17 protein-coding genes are annotated in these 16,732 nt (G+C 42.0%); 6 read left to right on the top strand and 11 right to left on the bottom strand.

The annotated features are described in order from the left end of the window. Positions 1 to 61: 61 nt before the first annotated feature. The 9 genes from DWX65_RS10415 to DWX65_RS10455 all read right to left on the bottom strand — a co-directional run bounded on the left by DWX65_RS10415 (position 62) and on the right by DWX65_RS10455 (position 10,459). Positions 62 to 343 (bottom strand): 23S rRNA methyltransferase, encoded by a 282-nt coding sequence (locus DWX65_RS10415; protein WP_118173431.1) that lies wholly within the window; start codon positions 341 to 343, stop codon positions 62 to 64. A gap of 143 nt (positions 344 to 486) precedes the next feature. After that, positions 487 to 5,259, bottom strand: coding sequence for an SMEK domain-containing protein (locus DWX65_RS10420; protein WP_118173411.1), 4,773 nt, complete (start codon positions 5,257 to 5,259; stop codon positions 487 to 489). A 40-nt stretch (positions 5,260 to 5,299) separates the two neighbouring features. After that, on the bottom strand, positions 5,300 to 6,388 hold the full coding sequence (locus DWX65_RS10425; RefSeq protein WP_118173432.1) for a PDDEXK nuclease domain-containing protein: 1,089 nt from the start codon (positions 6,386 to 6,388) through the stop codon (positions 5,300 to 5,302). 11 nt (positions 6,389 to 6,399) lie between these two features. After that, positions 6,400 to 6,675 (bottom strand): hypothetical protein, encoded by a 276-nt coding sequence (locus tag DWX65_RS10430; RefSeq protein ID WP_015528556.1) that lies wholly within the window; start codon positions 6,673 to 6,675, stop codon positions 6,400 to 6,402. Between the two features lie 89 nt (positions 6,676 to 6,764). Next, on the bottom strand, positions 6,765 to 8,750 hold the full coding sequence (locus tag DWX65_RS10435; protein WP_118173412.1) for a recombinase family protein: 1,986 nt from the start codon (positions 8,748 to 8,750) through the stop codon (positions 6,765 to 6,767). Next, a complete protein-coding gene (locus tag DWX65_RS10440; RefSeq protein ID WP_117568913.1) occupies positions 8,737 to 8,982 on the bottom strand; it encodes a helix-turn-helix domain-containing protein in 246 nt (81 codons plus the stop codon). The genes DWX65_RS10435 and DWX65_RS10440 overlap by 14 nt, the downstream gene beginning before the upstream one ends. Before the next feature lie 88 nt (positions 8,983 to 9,070). Further along, positions 9,071 to 9,268, bottom strand: a complete 198-nt coding sequence (locus tag DWX65_RS10445; RefSeq protein ID WP_117466784.1) for a hypothetical protein — start codon at positions 9,266 to 9,268, stop codon at positions 9,071 to 9,073. Then, positions 9,252 to 10,238, bottom strand: a complete 987-nt coding sequence (gene mobV, locus DWX65_RS10450; RefSeq protein ID WP_118173413.1) for a MobV family relaxase — start codon at positions 10,236 to 10,238, stop codon at positions 9,252 to 9,254. The genes DWX65_RS10445 and mobV overlap by 17 nt, the downstream gene beginning before the upstream one ends. 2 nt (positions 10,239 to 10,240) lie before the next feature. Further along, entirely contained in the window at positions 10,241 to 10,459 is a 219-nt protein-coding gene (locus DWX65_RS10455; RefSeq protein ID WP_015534241.1) for a hypothetical protein, read from the bottom strand. Between the two features lie 118 nt (positions 10,460 to 10,577). Between DWX65_RS10455 and DWX65_RS10460 the strand changes: the two genes are divergently transcribed. After that, positions 10,578 to 10,943 carry a hypothetical protein gene (locus tag DWX65_RS10460; RefSeq protein ID WP_055040424.1) on the top strand — a complete coding sequence of 122 codons (366 nt, stop codon included), beginning with the start codon at positions 10,578 to 10,580 and terminating at the stop codon, positions 10,941 to 10,943. A gap of 109 nt (positions 10,944 to 11,052) precedes the next feature. Here the strand turns inward: DWX65_RS10460 and DWX65_RS10465 are convergent, their stop codons facing one another. Next, on the bottom strand, positions 11,053 to 12,426 hold the full coding sequence (locus DWX65_RS10465; protein ID WP_054324427.1) for a DNA primase family protein: 1,374 nt from the start codon (positions 12,424 to 12,426) through the stop codon (positions 11,053 to 11,055). Then, a complete protein-coding gene (locus tag DWX65_RS10470; RefSeq protein ID WP_015537325.1) occupies positions 12,401 to 13,021 on the bottom strand; it encodes a CHC2 zinc finger domain-containing protein in 621 nt (206 codons plus the stop codon). The genes DWX65_RS10465 and DWX65_RS10470 overlap by 26 nt, the downstream gene beginning before the upstream one ends. Before the next feature lie 233 nt (positions 13,022 to 13,254). Here DWX65_RS10470 and DWX65_RS10475 point away from each other — a divergent pair, with 233 nt between their 5' ends. From DWX65_RS10475 to DWX65_RS10495, 5 genes are all read left to right on the top strand, one after another. After that, entirely contained in the window at positions 13,255 to 14,094 is an 840-nt protein-coding gene (locus DWX65_RS10475) for a helix-turn-helix domain-containing protein (RefSeq protein ID WP_015534243.1), read from the top strand. Beyond that, entirely contained in the window at positions 14,075 to 14,737 is a 663-nt protein-coding gene (locus DWX65_RS10480) for a sigma-70 family RNA polymerase sigma factor (protein WP_117466788.1), read from the top strand. The genes DWX65_RS10475 and DWX65_RS10480 overlap by 20 nt, the downstream gene beginning before the upstream one ends. 562 nt (positions 14,738 to 15,299) lie before the next feature. Continuing rightward, positions 15,300 to 15,659 (top strand): PadR family transcriptional regulator, encoded by a 360-nt coding sequence (locus tag DWX65_RS10485; RefSeq protein ID WP_015534245.1) that lies wholly within the window; start codon positions 15,300 to 15,302, stop codon positions 15,657 to 15,659. Then, positions 15,656 to 16,114 carry a DUF1700 domain-containing protein gene (locus tag DWX65_RS10490; RefSeq protein WP_118173414.1) on the top strand — a complete coding sequence of 153 codons (459 nt, stop codon included), beginning with the start codon at positions 15,656 to 15,658 and terminating at the stop codon, positions 16,112 to 16,114. Before DWX65_RS10485 ends, DWX65_RS10490 begins: the two co-directional genes overlap by 4 nt. Positions 16,115 to 16,117: 3 nt before the next feature. After that, on the top strand, positions 16,118 to 16,561 hold the full coding sequence (locus DWX65_RS10495) for a hypothetical protein (RefSeq protein ID WP_118173415.1): 444 nt from the start codon (positions 16,118 to 16,120) through the stop codon (positions 16,559 to 16,561). Positions 16,562 to 16,732 lie beyond the last annotated feature (171 nt).

Below are 16,732 nucleotides of genomic sequence, written 5' to 3' on the forward strand. Positions count from 1 at the left end.
GGAATGTCCTTTTTTCCATACTTTACTATATTTTTAACACACGATGCTGCTTATCCACAATCTATATTATTCCAAAATGTCTAAATGCCTGCATAATTGCATCTTCCTTCTCCTGTGTACACTGTGGCTGTCTTGCATTCTCAGATTTAGGCAAATTAAAATTCTCACCGACATCCAATCCACACTTCTTCTTAATCTGTGCGATATACAGTGATGAAACCTTAAGTTCTGTCTGTTCCAATACATATGCCTTTATCTGCTCATAAGTTGCTTTTCCCTTGAATTCAGATAAATCCATATCCTCCAGAGAGAAGTCCACCTTCACTTTTCTACTGTCGACCATTCCCTTGGAAAGTAAGACTACCGTCTCAACTGTATTACCACTTTCCCACAAAATCTAACCTTGACGATACCATCCACAAATATCATTTAGCGAACATGCATCTCTTATTATATTTATTTCAGATGAATAATAACCTGCATCCATTAATGAATCCTAAACTCATCCAAAATAACAGCCGCCTGCTCATAATTTAAATTGATCAATATTTCAAGTATATCTTCATATGCTTCAATAAGTTCTTGATCCTGTTTAATTTTATCACTATATGTAATAAAGGATTTAAGGATAATCAACTGTACTATTGCTTCTTGTTCTCTTATTGATTTTTTAAATTTATTTACCTCAGATTTTGCATTTTGAAAGCTATTTCTAATAGAAATTAATATTTCTGGCAGCAATTCATCCATATGCATTTGGTAAATCGTTCTCAACAGTTCCTTTATGTGATATTTTCCATACTTTGTAAATTGCTTATTCAAAAATTGCTTATCTACGTATGAATAATTTGTTTTGATTTTACTCCAGTCTCCCGTGCAATATCTCGTTACAGAAAGCATAAGAGATTTATATAACTGTATTCGAACATACTCCTCATCAATGTCATTTACTTTTTTCTCAATATATAGAATTTTCTTTTTACATATATTTCTTCTTTTTGAGTCAACATAAGAGTCAAAAAATTCACATAAAAAATTGCCAAAGATATCTTGATAGAACTCAATTGTATCTGTTGTAAATTTTGTAAAATCAATCTCTTCAAATAATATATCGATTGCCATTTTTGCATCATCTTGGGTTTGAATCATTTCCCGCTGAAACAGCTCTATGATTTCATGTTCTTGGTAAACATCAAAAATTTCGTGAGCATTATAATTTCTTTTAGTATATTTCCAAATATCAATCACACATAGCAAAATTTCATGAATAACCATTCTAAAAGATTCATTCGTAAAATTTAAGCCGCAATTTGCAACATAGCATATTGTAGATATATCATAGTTACTCATATCAAAAACATCTATCTCTAAAGATTCTTCCTGCAGCAGATACCTATCTATTATCTCCTCTTCGCGACTAGTATAACAATTTCCATCATCATCTTTGATATAACGATCTATTCCTGACAACTTAGGTTGCATATTAGGATTAAATATAAACTCCTTATCTTTCTTACTCACTTTCAAATAATTAGCATTATATTTTTGATGTTCCATCTGATCTTCAGATAATTTAATAATTGTATTAAATACCGCTTGTGCCAAAGTCTCGTGATTAGCTAAATATCTCTTCACGTATTTAGCCATTTCATCAATAACACCATGTTGCCCCTTATACATCAAACAATCCAACACAATTTTCTTTATTTTATTTTTTATCCCAATAGCAACGTCATTTTTCAATTGATTCAATAAAACTGGCATAAGTGCAATATCTGCCAAAAAGCTTCCATTAGAAAACAATTTCTCTATTCCGTTAATCCATATTGTGCAAAACTTTTCCCTTTTCTCATTTTCTAATTCTTGATGATTTATTGCACTAGCAATTAAAAGTATCAAAAGATTTTCATATTGAAATGCCATATCAGTATCCTTCATCAATTCTAAAATAACTTTAATTGCATCAAGAGTTGATGGCAAGTCAATCTGCCCAGGCACCATATTATCATTACACTTTTTAATCGCCGCATTTAATCTCTGCTTAGGTTTATTGAATTCTTCTTGTCTTAGAACAATTTTTTCTGCTTCCCCTGATATTTGGGGTTCTAACATAATTATATTGTCGGTTATCTTGGTTGCTTTTGCACCACGCATATCCATTTTTTGAATCTGTAAATAGTCCTGTGCATTTTCTGCATCATTTTTTATAGTTGAATATAAATAATCAAGAATTCCATAGCATTTATCCTGAACCATTGAATCAAAATATATCTGTGTATGAGATACATATTCTTGTATACTCAGATCACATTTTTTATCCAACTCATATCTATCTTTAAGCTCAGGTATCCCCATGGTCTTAAGAATTTGCCTTTCGAGCAACTCTTTTGTCGGATTTTTTTTGTACAACATATATCTTGTGGTATCCCAATGAACAAGTTCTATGCTTGTAGCCAAATCCAAAGCATAACCCGGTAATTCGTTTTCAAAGTGCATTCCTATACTCTCAATGATTGTAAGCAATACTATATTATTTGATTTTGAATAAATAGTTTCTTTGACATAATTTGCAAATGCAACAGTGAATTCATGATCCTTTTTACAAATCTCCAAACTGCTTATTATAGCCTCTTTAAGGCAAAAAATAACATCTCCTATTAAGGTAGGTACATTGTGATCTCTAATCCCTGCAAGCCACATGTTTCCATTTCCCCAATATTCCTTTATTGCATTACTCTCACTAATTTTTACTTTGATTTTTATTACATATTCAGGATTATTAGTTGCATATTCTAATATTACCCTATTTATAAATTGAATTGCCCAATGAAATCCCACTTTAAAATTCAATCGAAACAGATTCCATAAAAATGCATTCTCGTACACTGTTCTATATAAATAATTATAATGTTCAGCTTTCTCACTTAATCCATATTCAAAATCCTTAGACAGTCTATCGGCTCTATAGAAATCAAATTCCTCTGCATCTACTTTTCCACGTAACCATAGTATATCAGCTATCGAACACAATTCGCTTGCTAATCCAGTTACCAAAGCAGGATAAGCATTCTTCAATGTCCATTCCATAATATCTTCTGACTTACGCATACTTTTTCTATTTCCATTAATATAATTATTAATCAATGTATTAAAAAACTTTTTTAACCACTCTTCTGAGTTATCTGCCATTCGATAAAGTGCTTCCAAGCAAGGCGATATTTCATCTATGATTTTATAATAGTTTTCTTGCTCAGATTCCTGCAACGAATATTCCACATAATATTCCATCATAGCGCATGCATCTGAAGCAATAACTGCCACTTTATCTTCTTGTTTCGCATAATCCAAGCATAACTTAACTATATCATCTCTTCCGATTATATTTTTCTTATATATTTCTTCGTTTTTCAAAAGTCGAATAATACATGGTCTTCCATTACCAATTGGGGACAATTTCATTTGTGGTGATTCTTGTCTAATATGTAATAACTCACCTTCAAATGCGAACAAATTAATATTCTTCACAAAGTCGAACAACATGCCTTGTTCCAGAATCTCCGACCCTTGTTCTTCGAAATAATTATCACAAAACCTTGACTTAACAATTCCAATTTCTGTTTGCCTTTTCCAACTTTGCGGAATCTCATCAGAAAAAGTAAGGCTATATAAAAACTTATCTCTATTTACCTGTATAAACATTTTATTTGAAATCCAAATCTGATACCGTCTATACACACATCGCCCAAGATTTTCTATTTCATCATAGAAGGTCTTATACTTCCCTTTGCACAAATCAAAAGCTTTATCAAAATAATGTTCAAAGCAAATATCTTCGAAAATATCATATTTCAGTCTAATATAATCTCCTTGTTGAGCAATTACACCTTCTGAAAGCAATGCATGCATTATGTCTCTATCTATATCGTCCTTATGAATACCCAACATAAATTTTCTAGCTCTTTCAAACACAATCTTCTCAACAGTTTCAATAACTTTGTTACTGAGTATGCCATACATTCGAGATTTTTCCTCCAAACATATTATGTTTTTCCAAATATATTCTCTTAGAGAATTTTCATCACCTATATTATCAATATCCATCGAATTACTAACTATCAAGTTTATATAAAAGGGCGATTTTAATAAATCAACATATGAATTTGTTTTATACATTTTATGAATAATCGGATATTGCTTCATAAGCAATGCAAGTTCATCTTCTGTTATATCGCCAACTTCATAAATTTTTATTGAAAAATTTGTTTCCAGTTTAATAAAAGCATTTTTATCACTCGTTCTACAAGATGTTACTATGTACACATTTTGATATTCTGCCGCCATATCATACAAATACTGTAATAATTCAAATTTTGTTTCGGCACAGTCCGCAATAAACTCGAGAGCATCAATAAAGAATATTAATTTCTTTCCATTAATACACTCTAAAACGTCTTGGATACAGCAACCCCAAATGTCGTCAATATGACTTTCTTCCAAAAATCTTTCAGCACGAGCATATAAAACCAATTTTTCATTTTCAACATATTTTTTGCATAAAACAGATTTACCGCTACCAGCTCCACCTTGTATTGAAATATATCGCTCATTGTCTTTTGTTATTTTTTCAAGAAATTCATTTCTATCGATTTCATACTCTCCGTTAATCAATCCTTCAATATTTTTCAACCCTGAATTACTAAGTTCCAATGCACCTTTAAATTTTCTGATATTAATATTAAAGTTCTCATACTCATCCTTTAATACCTTGTATAATTTCTTCTGAAAATTAAGATCATTTTGTGCTTTAGTTATAATATCATTTGTAGTAATCAAATTATCTTTAATAGTAAATGAAATACTCCCAATTTGATTATCCCCACTATACTCTCTCACCTTATCAATACTATTATTACTAAGTACAAAAAATACAACATTCTTTAAGTCCGAGCATTTTTTATCTTTTGAATCCCTTATCTTTTCCAATGTAGTTTTTATTTTTGTTGATACATCTTGTACAGTACTTACCTGCACTAAAAGTTCTCTGTTTTCTGATATCAAATCTACATATGGATAAGTTGCCGTCTCGTCATTCAGATTACTAAACTTCTGTCCGAACCATACATTACATACCTCAATCGCAAATAACTCAAACATTTTTGCAGCATCAAATAATCCGTTTTTATTTGCCATTTTGATTTTTTCATCATATGAAGACATATATTCAATTATGAAACCCATTCTTTCGTTTGAATTCAACATATATTCAATGCTCCTTATCCGTTAGTTTCTTTTAAAATATTTACCTGAGTTCATTCTCAATTTCTTCTATCGTTGGCATAGAAGCTCTATATTCCACAGGCAATAAATTTGACAACTTATACTCAGATATTCCTATCGGTTCTTTTGAACTATTTACCGCATATTTTGCAAGGATATTATTTTTGCTTTTGCATATAATCAGACCAATTGTTTTTGCATCAAAATCTGTCTTGACCAAATCATCCACAATATTCACATATGTACCAATCTGTCCAATGTCTCTCGATGTAAAAGCTACTATTTTAACTTCAACAACAACGTAACAATGCAAATACAGATGATAAAATAAAAGATCTATTTTTTCCTCTGTTCCTTCAATCGGTATTGTATATTCTCTTCCAACAAAAGCAAACCCTTTTCCAAGTTCCATAAGAAATTTTGTGATGTTGTCCATCAATGCGTCTTTTAACTCTTTCTCACTATAATCTTCTCTGATTGCTACGAAGTCGAAATTATATGGATCCTTTGTTATTTCCTGTGCAAGGTCGCTTTGTGGTTCAGGCAATGCGTATTCAAAGTTTGAAATTGCTTTTCCCTGACGCTCATATAAATCGGTATCAAGAAAATTTAAAAGTACTGCCCTTGACCAATTATTTAAAATCGTTTTCTTCACAAAAAATATTGATTTTTCCCTGTCCAATTTACATTTATCAATGATAGCTCTATGATGTCCCCACGGAATCGAAAACAATTCTTTATCCGATAAATCTCCCACAAGTTGTGGAACATTTATTGAATCCTCTTTGCTCTTCAATTCTTCCACAAATTGTGGAAGAATTGGATCACTGTACAATTCATAAAATTTCTTCATATATCTGAGATTCGAACTTGATAAGCCTTGAACCCCTGGCAAAATTGTTCTCATATCTTTACTTAAATTAACAAAAAATCCACTGCCCCACTTACTTTCAGCCGACTTTTCTACAATATCTCTTCCTATAGACCAATAGAAACCAATCATTTCCTGATTAACAGAAACAGATGCCTTAATCTGTCTCTGTTTATATCGTTTTCCTATGTCCTCAATCCACTTCCTATACTCTTCATCCATTTTTATAAGTTGATTCATGTAAACCCCTTTCAGAATTCTGTTTTTTCCCACATCTCTTTATAGGCATTGACATAAAAATTTATACATCCAGGATATGTGTATACAAATCTTCTGCACAACTTTTTATACAATTCCAGCATACTCGCATCATCTGCGAAATCTAATAAGTAATCGAGACAATGAGACAATTCTTCTTCTGATACCTCTCTGTTGCACAATTCCTCCACTATGGGTAAATATATTTCATATGCCTGCTGTCTAATCTTGTTGAGCTCAATTACCGCGCTAAATATATCATTTCCCATTCCATTTGACCTCCAAATAACTGATATAATTTCTTCAATAGTTATTATAATCAAAGCTCACAGTAAATAACATATAAATAACGCTCATATTAAATCACCCCAAAATGTTTTAATGCATCTTTTATCGCTTCTACTTTCTCCGCCGTCGGATGCCTTCTCGGCTGTTTCAACTCTTCTACCATATTAGGTGCATCATACATCGGCAATCCTAAATTTCTTTTTACCTCTGCGATATATGCCGTATGTACTTTGAAGCCATATTTTTCTTCAATATATTCTTGTATCATTTTATATGTAACCCTTGGAGCCGGCTGATATTGCTTTGCCCGCTCCGCAATTTTATCTAAAGGTACCTTTTCTTCACCTTCTCCAAATTCAACTTTCACATCTATATGGCTATCTGGTGACTTGTGGGACAAGAGCACGATGCTTTCGACTATTGTTTCATTTTCCAAGGGCAATTCTTTCACTTCTGTTCCATTCACCGGGACAGGGAAGTTGAAGATAATCTTCCTAATCCAGTTGCCATCCGGCTGCTTTTCCGGGAATAACTCAATCCGCTCAATAAACGCCCGCATGAACTCCTTCCGCTCCACTTCGGAGGCTGCTTCATAGACCTGATCGAATGCCAGCAACAGGCGGTAGATATTATCACCCGAAATCTTCTCCTGCCGGATACTCCGTATCTGGCTTTGCACATCGTCAATCTGGACTTCAATCTCATCTATTGCGCCATATTGCTCGTCATATCGGCGCTGCAAATCAGAAATTTTCCGGTCATAATACGGGTCATTCACATCTAAACCGTCCATCTGCCGTTCCAGTCGGGCCTTTGTGCCTAATGTCTGCCGAAGCTGCGCCTGTAATGCTTCCAGCTGCTTCTCCAAATCGTTCGTATCGACAGCGGAGCCGATTTTCGCCTTGATTGCATCCGCAAACCGTGGGTCACTGACCATAGCAGAGATGATTGACGCTACCATGCGGTTCATTTCCATCTGCTCAATATTCAGCCGGAAGGTACACTCGTGGCCTGTTGGCGTCACCGTATTCTTGCAGTAATAGTAATAGCGGGTCTTTTTGTCCTTGCTGTGGGCTTTCGCAATATTCCCGTACAGGCTTTTGCCGCAGCAGGGGCATTTCAGAATACCGGACAAGATATGTGCGTGGGTAGGGTCATTGACTTTCTCACGCCGGTAAGCATTGATTTTCCGTTTTTCCTGCGCGAGGTTCCAATCTTCTTCTGAAATGATAGCCTCATGCTTCCCCTCGTACACAGGGAACTCCGATTGCTCAACTACGTGCATCTCATTCCGTGTGCCGATCTTCTTCTCTGTCCGGCGTCTGCCATAGGCGATTTTTCCCATATATACCGGATTATCAATGATACTCTTCACAAAGCTGGCAGAAAAACCGGGAATGGTGCCGTTCTGCCTTAACTTCTTCACAAAGCCCTGCCGGTTCAGATATTTTGCCACGCCACTGACACCATCGTTGGTGTGAATATAGCGGTCAAAGATGGTGCGGATCACGTCCACTTCATCCTCAGCAATCAACAGTTCGCCTTTTTCAAGGCGGTATCCATAAGGGGCAAAGCCACCGTTCCATTTTCCTTCACGGGCTTTCTGCTCCCGTCCGGCCATCGTCTGTGTCCGAATATTTTCACGCTCTATCTCTGCCACCGCAGAAAGGACAGAAATCATCAGCTTGCCGGAATCTTTGGAACTGTCAATGCCGTCTTCCACACAAATCAGATTGACACCGAAATCCTGCATCAGCTGCAAGGAATTCAGAACGTCAGCGGCATTCCTGCCAAACCGGGACAGCTTGAACACCAGCACATATTCCACACCGTCTTTGCAGTCCTGAATGTCTTGCAGCATCCGCTGAAATTCGTGCCTGCCCTGAATATTCTTGCCGGAAAAGCCTTCATCAGAATATTCACCAGCCACTACCATATCTTCGTATTCAGCGTATTTCCGCAGTTTGTCTCGCTGAGCATCCAGACTATATCCGTCCACCTGCATGGATGTAGATACCCGTGTGTAGAGATAACATTTTGTTTTAGTTTTCTTCATGCAGGCCGCCCCTTTCTTCCAGCTCTAAACATTCATCCGTTACTTTCTTCTTCGCCAGACCTTCATTCTGAATGTAGTACTCCAACAAACGGAGTACATATTCCGGCGCATGGCGGTTATCCAGTTCCCATTCTGTCACAGTCCGATAGGGAATCTGAAAATATTTACAAAATTCCTTGCGATTCATGCCAGTGCTTTCCCGCAATTCTTTTATTTTGGTTTTGCAGTCCATTTCATTTACCCCATAAAGCAAAAATACACGTTGCGTATTTATTATAGCATACGCCAAACAAATACGCAACGTGTAAATTTAATTTATATCAAGCGGCTTTGTCAAATTCCTGATACACAGGAACGGGTTGCTTTCCTGATGCCGCAGACTGTGTACGGCCATCCTTCTCAGTCTCCTGCATCTGCCCCAACAGCTGTGGCCCGTACTTCTGCAACAGCCGCGCCATCACATCAACACAGCGGTCAAATGCCGCATTATATTTCGGATCATCATAAACTTTGCTCAATAGGCCGCTCCTTTCCTCTATGGCTGCTCTGCGCATAGATGTTCAAAACTTCTGCCGGTATCTGTTCCAAAATCGCCACGGCACTGTCATAGTCGCGCCGCAGCTTGAGGTCTTCGATCTGCTTTAGGGTGCTGACCTTCTGCGCCGATGCAAGAGTTTCTTCCAGTTCGGCATTTTTCGTTTTCAACTTTTTGTTTTCGGATGCTGTTTTCGTGAAGGCTACGCCATATTTCCGCAGCAGTGTGTCCATCTTCTCCACGCTGGGAATATAGGTATCCAGAATCTTGCAGATTTCCTCCGCCCGGCTTTTGGCGTTAAAGGGATTGATTCCAGTGAGCAGATCCTCCAGTTTGCTTTTCTGTTTGGTCAGTCTGGTCATCTCCTTAAATACGCGGGGCGGGATATGGTCGCGCCCGGTCAGGCTGGCGCTCTCGCCACGCTCCAAATCTGGAAACTTCTTGACCATGTGTTTCCAAAACTCATCCTGCCACCAGGTCAGCTTCTTTTTATTGCCCATGATGTCTTTGGCGCTGAGCCTGCCATCCTCCGTCAAAGGGACAAAACAAAGGTGCATATGGGGCGTTTTCTCGTCCATATGCACCACGGCGGATATAATTGTCTCTTTGGACTGATGCTGTTCCAAAAAGTGCAGAGCTTCCTCGAAAAATACCCGAATTTCCGCCTGTTTCTTTCCCTTAAAGAACTCCGGGCTGGCTGTGAACAGCGTCTCGATCATACGGATACTGTCTTTCCGGGTACGGCATCCGGCAGCGGCAATTTGCCTCTCTGACTCGGCCCGGTACTTGCCGGGCGGTTTGACCAGATGAAAGTTGTACTTGCTTCGGCTGGTATCCACATCGGGATTACTGGCGTACTTTTCCTTTGTGCGCTCGTTATGGGCCTCGATATTGCCGATTTCAGGCCCCTTATATTTGGCAAATCGCATAATCGCGTATTGTGCTTTTTCCATACTCAATCCCTCCGTTTCTGCCAGACAATGTCATATCCCAGCACGTCAGCCAACTCCACGGCCTCCCGATACCGCAGCGATTCCCGCTGCAATTTTCCGGAAAGATTGGATACGCTGTCACTCCACCCATACTCATCGTGCAGCTGGTCAACGACTTCCTGCATGGTGTAACCGGCGCGGATGATCTGCGCCTTGATTTCGTTTCGGATACTTGACTTCATAAAATATATTCCTCCATTTTCGCAAGTGAAGCCCTTTGTCACTTGATAGATAAAACATGATTTTCGGTTGCGTCATAAAAAGAACCGGCTACGCTGGGGAGCGCACCGGCTTTGGTCAATGGTGAAATTTGTGCAAATGCTGTTTTGCGATAGAAATGATTCCCTGCGTATCGTTGGTCAACGGCGGAATATTCGACTTCACAGAAATGCGGGACTTTTCACTGTTCGGGCTGTATTGTCACAAAATGCTGCAATCTGTACGTCGTTCCGTGAGCCGCCATCCGGCGAACTGTATACGGATAAAAGAGAAACATTTCGCTGTTTTGAGATTGCTCTAAAATATGCCTGCAAAATCACCGCTTTTACTGACCGCTTCAGGTGTGGTCAAAATGACCACACCTACTTCACAGCACAAAAGCGCGAAGAATTTCACGGTTCTGGTGGTGGACAAAATATCCATAACCACTTTTACACATCAAAATAGGTGTACCCAAAATGGGCACGACCACTTTATCCAAATGAAGCGCCTCTACAATATATGAGGTAACAGGGTCAATCGCTGCGTACATACGTACCGGCGACCAGATCGGAAATCAATCCCGCCAGTCTTCCGGTACGTACGTACACTGTGAAGCGTCCGTAAACTCGTTTATATGCGGCCTTGCCACTGCCTCGATCCCCATAAAGCCCCATACCCGGCGTCCTGCCGAATTGGTAATCGTGTTGCAGTGTTCCAGATTGTACTTACCGCAGGCTGCCACCAGCGCATCGCTGAAGCTGCGGCGTTTGAGTGCAGTCAGGCTATTTTCCTCGCACCACATCCGGTAAATGTCGTAGCAATCCTTTGAACTGATGGACGCATCCGCTTTCAGCCGGATATAGCCCTCGGATTCCAGAAAATCAAACACGTTATTGTTGTCCCGCTTGACGGCCTCCCGGTTCTCTTTGGTGCGCTGGCTCTCGGTGAACTTGAAGTTGTTCGCTACCAACCGCTGCAATCCCGCAAAAGCCCACAGCAGAATGCCCTCCACCTCGGCCTTCATCTTCTCTGCCAGGTCGGGATCATCCACACGGTCGGCAGGTTTCTCTTTGGCGGTCAGCACCAACTGCCGCCGATAAAAGCCATCACTGCGGTCAAAGAGAGCCTGCAAGTCGCCATTGCTGAATGCCAGCAGCCGGGCGCACATCCATCCCTGATAGCTCTGCTTGCCTTTACGCTCCAAATCCATTTTACCCTGTGCGGTGACGATGGATTTGACGTAATTGGTCTGACGCAGCGCCTCCATCCGCATATCGTCGTCCACACACAGCAGAATGTGTTCCAGATCAGCGCGGGCGAACCGGTTCTCGGAAATTTTACCGATGCTGCCATCCTTCATGTTGCTGCCGAACAGGGCGGACAGCACCGCGCCGATCTGGCTCTTACCCTCGCCGCCATTGCCCTTAATGACCATCATGCGCTGTCCCTTGTTGCTGGGGATCAGGCAGTAGCCGATATATTCCTGCAAAGTGGGAATGTCCTCCGGGTAAAGAAGCCCATCCAGAAAAGCCAGCCAGCGGGTCGGCGTGGGCGCATCGGGATTATAGGCCACCGGCAGGCGGCAACGCACGATGTCCGGTTTTCCCTCCGTAAAGGAGCCATCCAGAAACAACGTGCCGTTTGCCAGATGAATGCGGTCAGCCTCCGGCGGGAAATCCTCTACCAGCGCCGCCAGCTTCATCAGCTCCACGATATTGCTGATTTTGCGGGGGATATTGCTGACTGCACAGCATTTCAGTTCCTCAAAAATTTCTCCACGCAGTGGCAGCTCATCGGTCACGCGGCCATCAGGCGTGAAAAAAGCCCCGTTTGTGTAGATGATTTTGTGTCTGCCGAGAAAATCATCACAAAACAGGGCTTCATTGATACTCTTGCCGTCAAACCAGATGGGCTGGTTGGCCTCACGCGATTGCTCGTTCTTCGCCACGGTGCTGCACCTCCTTTTCCAGACGTCTGAGCCGCTGCTCCAGCGCGGTGATAGTGCCGTCCTTCAGCAGCATATCCACCGCTTTCACACGCTGCTTCAGTTCCGCAAACATGAGAACGTCCAACAAATCATTTACATACTCGATCATATGACAGGCTTCCACAAAGCGGTCATCCAGTTCATCCTCCGGCGATTGCGGGGCATATTCGACCTTCCAGCGTTCCAGCAGATGCAGATAATCGCAGAGCACCCGCTGGCAGTGTATCTCATCGTTGCGGAAAGCCCGCGCCAGCGGATAGGGCTTTTTCAAAGCCATCGCTGCCGGGGGCTTGTCCGGGTCGATGCCAAAGTCATAGGCCAGCTTTTTTGCGGCCTCGTAGCTGCTCAGGCCGAACAGCCGCGCCACAAAATCGATCACATCCCCGGTAGCCCCGCAGCCAAAGCAATAGAAATAATCCCTGTTCAGCTTCATGCTGGGATGCCGGTCATCGTGGAAGGGGCAGCAGATCATATCGCCCCGGTTGACCTTACAGCCGTAGTATTCGGCGGCCTGCTTCACGGTGACAGCGGATTTTACAGTTTCAAATAAATTCATAGGCTTTGTCCTCCATTATTTATTGACGGTATCTGCCCGTCTGCCTGAATATACGGGGAAAAAGCCTATAAACCGAAAAATCCGCTAAAAGTGCAAGAAATGAAAAAACGCCGCCCTGAAATCTTGCAAAAATGCAAGACCTCAGAGCGGCGAAGCCAGCGGAAAGCATTTGCCCGCGCTGGTTTTATCAGGTATAATGGATAAAGAGAGTTTTCAGAAGAGAGGTGCGTCACATGGAGGGAGCCTATCTGCCCGGCAATATCCGGCAGCGGATGCAGGAGCTTATGAAGGAACATAAAATTACCCAGGCACAGCTGGCGACCCGCATCGGCAGCACCGAGAGCGCCATCAGCCGGTTTGTCAGCGGTAAGACTGATAAGATCAGCACAGAACATTTGCTCCGCATTGCGAAAGTGTTTGAAGTCTCCACAGATTTCCTGCTGGGGGAAGTCAACACGCCCGACCGGACAAATTTTGATATTGAAGAACTGGGCCTGTCGGTGCAGGCGGCGCGGAATCTGTACACCGGAAAAGCCAATGCAGAGATCGTCAACCGCCTTTTGGAAAGCCCTCGCTTTGCAGAAGTCACCTATATGATTGAGCAATATTTTGACGATACGCTGGCCGCCGGTTTCGCCGGACAGAACCAGATGCTTACTACTCTCAGCGCCATGCTGCGCCGAAACAATAAAACAGACGCTGCGGTGCAGGCGGCCAGAACTGTCAACCGGCAGAAAGTTCCCGTATATCAGGCAGACCTGACGATGATACAGAACACATTTATGGCGGCGCTGCGGGAAGTGAAGAAAGAGATCGGCAACGATTTCACAGCAGCGCAGTCCTTGACCAAGGGCATCACTCAGCAGATGTTTACCGAACTCACCAAAGGGGCGGATGTTCATACTCCGACCATCACGCCCGAAATGATTTCCGCCGCCGTCACCCAGAGCGCAGCGGGGATGGACGGTGTGCAAAAGGAAGCATTAGACAAGTTCGGTCAGGCGCTGACGGAATTTCTCCAATCCACCTTAGACCACGCGCAGGAGAAGCAAAATGCCGACCCGGAGCAATGAGCAGCTGTGCAGACTGGCACAGAAAGGGGATACGGCTGCCCGTGACATTCTGCTGGAAAAGAATCTGGGATTCATCCGAAAAATTGCGCTGGAGCAATACCGAAACATGGGGCTGGATGAAAATGATATTGGAATTGATTTGGATGATTTGATGCAGGAGGGAAGTATCGGCCTGCTGAACGCGATCCCTTTGTTTGATGCCGGACGGGGCATGAAATTTCTGACCTATGCAGCACCGGCGCTCCGCAACGCCATGACGGACTGCATCCGCGCCGCCCTCGGTTTATTTGAGCAACGGATGGTGGATAAGAAAGACGGCCCCGGCTTCCAGAGAGTATATCTGGATGACGTTCTCTCAGAGGATGAACGGATGCTGCGGATCGAAGCCATAGCCGACCCTCACACCCAAACGCCGGAGCAAATCTATATCCAAAAAGAGCAGCTGATAGAATTGTATGCGGCGCTGGACAAGCTGACAGCCAGAGAGCAGACCTATCTGCTGTACCGCTATGGCTTTACCGATGGAATCGAGCACCCGCTGATCGGCGCGGCGCTCCATTTCCATCTCAGCGAGAGCTGGACAAAGAAGGTGGAGGGCGAGGCGATGGACAGCCTGCGCGGAAAGCTGCCGTGGTGGTTCTGATACGATGGGAAGCAGCGGCTGACGGGGGCTTTGATATACCTTTGTTCCGCAAATGACACGGCTGACAGACAGTGCTTGCCCGCACCGCCTGCCAGCCTTTTTCTGTCGCTTATGCTGCCCCGCAAGGGGCAACCTTTCCCGCCAGAACGCCGCAACTGTGGCCACACTTTTCAGGGTGTGCTACAATTCCGGCTGCCATCTGCTCCACAAAGGTATAACACACTAGACTTTCCTACGGAAAATCGTGTGCCACGAAACCGCCGGTTTCTTTGGATTCTTCCGGTCAAAGGGGAACACTATCCCCTCTGAACACCCCAGACAAAGGAGAACGCTGTTCCCTTTTGGAATCCCCTTGCCAATAGGGATGCTACCGCCCTATTGAATGATTTAGATAAAAAACAAAATAAAGCATAGTTCGCCAGCACACCGCTATTCTGTCATTACCTTACACAGACATCTTGTAACTTTTTCGTTAAGCCTATTGACTCTGATACTTCGGAAGAGATATAATATAGTTGCTACTTAGCGAGCCTAAATAGCAAAGCTAAAGAGAGGCGACGATATGAATAACAAATATGTCCAGCAATTCAAAAAAGGCTCTCTGGAAATGATACTTTTATGCCTAATCGGACGCAAGGAGACTTATGGATATGAAATTATAACTGAATTGAACAATAGTGCGTCTGTTTTGGGATATGCGAAAGAGGGAACCATTTACCCCATTTTGTATCGTTTGCAGGAAGCAGAACTAATCAAATGCCGATTGGCTCCGGCTGCGGCAAATGGCGGCTCAAAAAAGTATTATTCTTTAACGGATAAAGGCAGGAATGTACTTGATGAACTAATCTTATTTTGGTCAAGCTATGAAAACTGCGTAAACGGCTTTATAGAAAGTTATCAACAAGCGAGGGTATCCAAATGAAAGAACAATATATCAAACAGGTTGAAAAGGAACTATCTTTACCACGCAAAATGAAAAAAGAGGTTGTACGTGACTTGAATGAAGTTTTTGCGTCTGCTATGGAGCATGGAGAAGCAGAGCAGCAGATTATCCAGCGTTTGGGGACGCCAAAAGAATTTGCAGACAGCACCGCAGAACAGTTTGGCATTGATAACACCAAATCGAAAAAAAGGAACGGTATCATTTCTACTCTTGCTGCGCTTGTTATCGCGGCTGCTGCCTTTTCGGTATATGCTGTTACACAATCAGGAAAAGTACCAGAAGGAGCAATCGGACAAGCCGACGCGACAACAAATATAAAGATTGAGGGCGCGTTTGCCTTTGATATTTCGCAAATCCTTTTGGCTATTGGGTTTGCAGCAACAGCTATTGCTCTTTTGTTAATTATCCGAACCATACACAAAAACAGGAGGTAACCAATGAAGAAATATATTTCTGTATTCACAATCATGATTATGATTTTTTTGGCTGCGTGTTCTAATCAAAATACCTCATCTACACCGACAAGCAATGAGAGCAATACGCAATCTAATAGTGTTACAAAATTGGACGAGGGTGTTTGGCCTGAGAATGAGTACACAGAGGGGCTTCCTGTTGCGCCTGGTACGGTTGCATGGGCTACACTTGATACAGAACATGAGAATTGTAATATCAACCTTACCGGTATTAGCGAAAACGACTATAACGAGTATATGGAGCTTTTGAACCAAGAAGGCTTTTCCGTAATTGAAAATGTGTCAGAGGAAATCGAGGGAGAAAACTATGTTTCTATCGGGACACTTTTATCAAACGACGAAAAGTGGTTAAGTATCAGCTACATACCCAATAGTCTAACTATCTACATTTCCTTTGACAATAACTGAAAGAGATCACGGAATAGCAAAGCCAGCCGAGCCAGTCAACGGTCAAGATGAACGGCGCAAGCGCCGCCGTTGACAGCCCCGCCCGCCTTTGCAGATAGGCAATCAAGGGGCGACAGCAAGGAGTGCTGCCGCCCACAGTATTATCAGAGAGGGAGAATTCTATGAGAAATC

Source organism: Roseburia sp. AF20-18LB, from assembly GCF_003461185.1.
Classification (GTDB): Bacteria; Bacillota; Clostridia; order Lachnospirales; family Lachnospiraceae; genus Roseburia_C; species Roseburia_C amylophila.

Coding starts and splice junctions, on each gene's coding strand:
- DWX65_RS10415 (WP_118173431.1), bottom strand. CDS start 343: ATGGTCGACAGTAGAAAAGTGAAGGTGGACTTCTCTCTGGAGGATATG.
- DWX65_RS10420 (WP_118173411.1), bottom strand. CDS start 5,259: ATGTTGAATTCAAACGAAAGAATGGGTTTCATAATTGAATATATGTCT.
- DWX65_RS10425 (WP_118173432.1), bottom strand. CDS start 6,388: ATGAATCAACTTATAAAAATGGATGAAGAGTATAGGAAGTGGATTGAG.
- DWX65_RS10430 (WP_015528556.1), bottom strand. CDS start 6,675: ATGGGAAATGATATATTTAGCGCGGTAATTGAGCTCAACAAGATTAGA.
- DWX65_RS10435 (WP_118173412.1), bottom strand. CDS start 8,750: ATGAAGAAAACTAAAACAAAATGTTATCTCTACACACGGGTATCTACA.
- DWX65_RS10440 (WP_117568913.1), bottom strand. CDS start 8,982: ATGGACTGCAAAACCAAAATAAAAGAATTGCGGGAAAGCACTGGCATG.
- mobV (WP_118173413.1), bottom strand. CDS start 10,238: ATGGAAAAAGCACAATACGCGATTATGCGATTTGCCAAATATAAGGGG.
- DWX65_RS10455 (WP_015534241.1), bottom strand. CDS start 10,459: ATGAAGTCAAGTATCCGAAACGAAATCAAGGCGCAGATCATCCGCGCC.
- DWX65_RS10460 (WP_055040424.1), top strand. CDS start 10,578: ATGGTGAAATTTGTGCAAATGCTGTTTTGCGATAGAAATGATTCCCTG.
- DWX65_RS10470 (WP_015537325.1), bottom strand. CDS start 13,021: ATGAATTTATTTGAAACTGTAAAATCCGCTGTCACCGTGAAGCAGGCC.
- DWX65_RS10475 (WP_015534243.1), top strand. CDS start 13,255: ATGGAGGGAGCCTATCTGCCCGGCAATATCCGGCAGCGGATGCAGGAG.
- DWX65_RS10480 (WP_117466788.1), top strand. CDS start 14,075: ATGCCGACCCGGAGCAATGAGCAGCTGTGCAGACTGGCACAGAAAGGG.
- DWX65_RS10485 (WP_015534245.1), top strand. CDS start 15,300: ATGAATAACAAATATGTCCAGCAATTCAAAAAAGGCTCTCTGGAAATG.
- DWX65_RS10490 (WP_118173414.1), top strand. CDS start 15,656: ATGAAAGAACAATATATCAAACAGGTTGAAAAGGAACTATCTTTACCA.
- DWX65_RS10495 (WP_118173415.1), top strand. CDS start 16,118: ATGAAGAAATATATTTCTGTATTCACAATCATGATTATGATTTTTTTG.